Source organism: Pseudonocardia sp. (assembly GCF_025965585.1).
Taxonomy (GTDB): Bacteria; Actinomycetota; Actinomycetes; order Mycobacteriales; family Pseudonocardiaceae; genus Pseudonocardia.
In genome coordinates this window covers 1-3,589 of sequence record NZ_JAOPWR010000345.1, presented here as the reverse complement: position 1 = coordinate 3,589, position 3,589 = coordinate 1, and the positions used below count along the sequence as shown (strand labels likewise).

The 3,589-nt window shown below is 69.7% G+C and carries 4 protein-coding genes and 1 pseudogene; 4 read left to right on the top strand and 1 reads right to left on the bottom strand.

Annotated features, from left to right (window positions below; genetic code table 11):
• On the bottom strand, positions 1-656 hold a 656-nt coding region (locus tag JWR81_RS21095; RefSeq protein ID WP_367278822.1), incomplete at its 3' end, for a TetR/AcrR family transcriptional regulator.
• Between the two features lie 133 nt (positions 657-789).
• Here JWR81_RS21095 and JWR81_RS21090 point away from each other — a divergent pair.
• The 4 genes and pseudogenes from JWR81_RS21090 (at position 790) to JWR81_RS21080 (ending at position 3,387) form a co-directional block, all read left to right on the top strand.
• Positions 790-1,653: an LLM class flavin-dependent oxidoreductase gene (locus tag JWR81_RS21090; protein WP_297655596.1), complete on the top strand. Its 864-nt coding sequence runs from the start codon at positions 790-792 to the stop codon at positions 1,651-1,653.
• Positions 1,654-2,016: 363 nt separating this feature from the next.
• Positions 2,017-2,316: pseudogene (locus JWR81_RS21085) on the top strand (transposase); the annotation flags it as partial.
• Positions 2,276-2,602, top strand: coding sequence for a transposase (locus JWR81_RS34470; protein WP_367278823.1), 327 nt, complete (start codon positions 2,276-2,278; stop codon positions 2,600-2,602). The pseudogene JWR81_RS21085 and the gene JWR81_RS34470, both read left to right, overlap by 41 nt.
• Positions 2,603-2,799: 197 nt before the next feature.
• A complete protein-coding gene (locus tag JWR81_RS21080) occupies positions 2,800-3,387 on the top strand; it encodes an SET domain-containing protein-lysine N-methyltransferase (protein WP_297655593.1) in 588 nt (195 codons plus the stop codon).
• The last annotated feature ends 202 nt before the right edge of the window (positions 3,388-3,589 follow it).

Sequence of the window (3,589 nt, the reverse complement as noted above, 5' to 3'; positions counted from 1 at the left end):
GATCCTCGTGTCGCTGTGGGAACTGGTCGCGGGGAGGCTGCGCCGTAGCGCAGCCCATCGACGAGCAGGGCGATCATGCGTTGCGCGTGGCCGGGTCCGTCTTCGTGAGCGGGCAGGCACAGGTTGCCCACTGCTCGCAGCAGGTCGCGGGGCTCGACGTCGGTCCGCACCTCTCCTGCGGTCACGGCGGTGGCGAGCAGTGACCTGAGGGCAGGGAGGAGTCGTTTCTCGAAGTAGACGGGCAGGGCGTCGAAAGCCGGGTCTCCGGAGTGCAGGGCTGCGGCGAGCCCGCGCTTGGTGGCGATGAAGGTGGCGTAGCGCTGCATCCAACGCGCCAGTGCCTCGGCGGGCTCGTGCTCAGCCGCCATGGCCGGGGCGGCGTCGGCGCAGGCGTCGACTTCGTGTCGGAACACCGCCGCGATCAGATCTGAGCGCTGGGGGAAGTGTCGGTAGACGGTGCCGACCCCGACGCCGGCCTTCGCGGCGATCTCCCGCACGGGGGCGTCCACCCCTGAGACCGCGAACACTGCCGCGGTCGCCTTGAGCAACGCGTCGATGTTGCGTTGTGCGTCAGCGCGGACCCGCCGGCCGGTCGGCCCGTCAGGCCCCGCCTCGTCGCGTTGCTCGGTCGATTCCTCGCCCACGCCTTCCTCCACTTTGACTAACCGGAACCATGTTCCGTATGCTTCCGGAAGGATGTTCCACTTAAGCGACGGTAGCGCACCGCGCTGCCGATGTTGAAAGGACCACGGCCCCATGTCGCAGACAGCCCGGCCTTGTTTCGGGATCATGACCGCCCCATCACAGGTCGACTACCACGACATCCTGCGGGTCTGGCGCGAGGCGGACACGATCCCGGAGATCGAGCATGCGTGGTTGTTCGATCACCTCATGCCGATCGGCGGCGACCCGAGCGGACCGACCTACGAAGGCTGGACACTGCTCTCGGCCCTGGCCGCGCAGACCCAACGACTGCGCCTCGGCCTGCTCGTGACCAGCAACCGCTTCCGACCGCCCGCGATGCTGGCGAAGATCGCCGCGACCGTCGACATCGTCTCCGACGGACGGCTCGACTTCGGTATCGGCGCAGGCTCACGGCCCAGCCACCCTCTGGCCCGGCGCGAGTATGAAGCACACGGCCTGCCCTTCCACGACTCCGCCCACGCCGTGGGGAGCCTCGCCGAAGCATGCACGGTTATCCGGCGGTTGTGGACCGAGGCCGAACCGTTCGACTTCCATGGCACCTACCTCGACCTCACCGGAGCGTTCTGCAACCCAAAACCCGTCCAGCGCCCCCACCCACCGATCCTTATCGGCGGACGCTCGGCCCCGACGCTGCGCGTGGTCGCCGAGCACGCCGACCTGTGGAACATCCCGGGCGGCGACATCGACGACGCCGTCCGCCGCAGCGCACTGCTGGACCGCTACTGCGTCGAGATCGGTCGCGACCCCGCCTCGGTCACCCGCTCGATCCACCTGCCAGCCTCCTACGACCAGCCCAGCATCACCCGGGACGCGATCGGCAAAGCGATGGACGCCGGCTTCCAGCACATCGTCCTCGGACTGCCGGCGCCCTACCCCGCCAACGTCGCACGATGGGTTACCGACGAGCTCATCACCATGTCGGCCTCATACTCCAGCCATAGCTCGTGATCTTGCGGCGTGCGGTCCCGGACGTGTTGCGGCGACCGCGTGATCCTCGTCCGTTGTGTCGACTTCAAATGATCAAGCGGTGGCCGTGGGCCACGGCCCAGGGTCAGTCCGGTGGGCGGCGGAGACCGACAGGCTCCTCGAACGGATGGCAGGGCGGTTCGCCCGGGTCGAGACCCGCCTGAATAACGATCCGGCCGCTTCGGCGTGTCTTGCCGTTGACTTGTCCGCCGCGGTTGCCGGCACCGGCCTGGCCCACCGGTTGGCCTGATCAGAAGCCTGTCGCCCGTGGGCGTGACCCGTCACAGATGTGCCACTCGGTGATCCCACCCGGGCCGATGTCGACACCCACCGCGACACCACGAGGTCGAGATCGCGCTCCCGACCGGCACCCCGATCGGGACACGGAAGATCAGCAACGACACCGCAGGCTATGCCGAGCTGCTGGCATGGATCGTCGACCACGCTGCGGGGCCGCGTGTGATGGCGTCGATCGAGGGCACGCGAAGCTGCGGCGTGGGACTTGCCCGCGCGGTCGCCGCCGCCGGCCTGGTGGTGGTCGAGTGCGAGCAGCCCAACCGCAAGGCTCGCCGCGGGAAGGGCAAGTCCGACCCCCTCGACGCCCATCTCGCGATGCTCGCCGCGCTGCGTCTGGACGCCGGTTGACCGAGCGCCACGGCGTCGGCGCAGCACCGCGGCCCAGGCCATCGTGTCGTTCTCTCATGTTGGCCGGTGCCGAAGCGACGCCGCGTTCGCCGCGCTGTCGGAGACCGGCCCGCTGCAGGCCAGCAGCGGCAAGACGGTGCGGCACCGGCTCAACCGCGGCGGCGACCGCGCGTCGAACTGCGCGATCCACACCATCGCCAAGACCCGCATGGGGTGCTGCGCCACATCGCCCGCAAGCTCTACCGCGCTCTCGACACCAGCACGGCGCTCGCCGCCCCGACCTTGACGGCTCCGGCGGCCGCTTGACAAACATGGAAGCGTCTACGGGTCCGATCCGGCGATCGCGCGGTGACGGCTTTCGGCACCTGCGCCGGCGTACGGCCCACCTCGGTCATATGCCGGGTGCGTAGGGTGCGAAGCGCAGATGCGTTCGCTCCAGACCTCCGGCGACGTGCGTCCCACCGCTCCCGGAGGTTGTCGACGATGTCATCCACCACGTCATCCACCGCGTCACCGCAGGTCCAGCAGGACGGCCGCCCTGTTGCGGGCGATTCCACGTCCGATGACGTCGTCCTGCGCCGCGCTCCTGACGGCACCGGGGACGGGGTACTCGCCGCCCGCGCCTTCGCCGCGGGGGAGACCGTCATGGTGGGGTTTCTGGTGGGCCCGCTGTCGGGCAACGACTCGCACGCCACCCAGGTCGGTCCGCAGAGTTGGGCGCGCCACGGCGGCCTCGGTCCCAAGGTCAACCACTCGTGCGACCCCAACTGCGGGGTGCGCCTCAATGCCGGGGGAGCGTTCGACTTCGTCGCCCGCAGGCCGATCGCCGCCGGGCAGGAGCTGACGTTCGACTACGCGATGCGCAACTTCACCGTGGACCATTTCCCGGCCGCGTGCCTGTGCGGCGCGGCCGAATGCCGGCGTTCGGTGACCGGATGGAAGGACCTGCCCGCGCGCCGCAAGGCCGTCTACGGTGACCTCGTGGCGCCCTACCTGCGCCGGATGGACGACGACTCGGACCGGGACATCGCTGCACGCCTTGCTCCCCCTACCGCATCCGCGTCCGCCTGAGACGCCGTCCGGACACCCTGAGGGACGTGCGGGACATCGCCAGAGGGAACAGCCACGCTGTGGGCGGAGCGGTGGTTGACGATCGAGCGGAACGAGGAGTGCCGCTCCGCCCCCCACGGCCCGCTGCGACCGGCTGCGGCGGTTCATGACGCAGGGCTCCATCCGGGATCTGCCCGACTGGATCGTGATCCGCGAGGCGTCG

Excerpts from the sequence above, each read along its gene's own strand:
- JWR81_RS21090 (WP_297655596.1), top strand. The coding sequence starts at position 790 with ATGACCGCCCCATCACAGGTCGACTACCACGACATCCTGCGGGTCTGG.
- JWR81_RS21080 (WP_297655593.1), top strand. The coding sequence starts at position 2,800 with ATGTCATCCACCACGTCATCCACCGCGTCACCGCAGGTCCAGCAGGAC.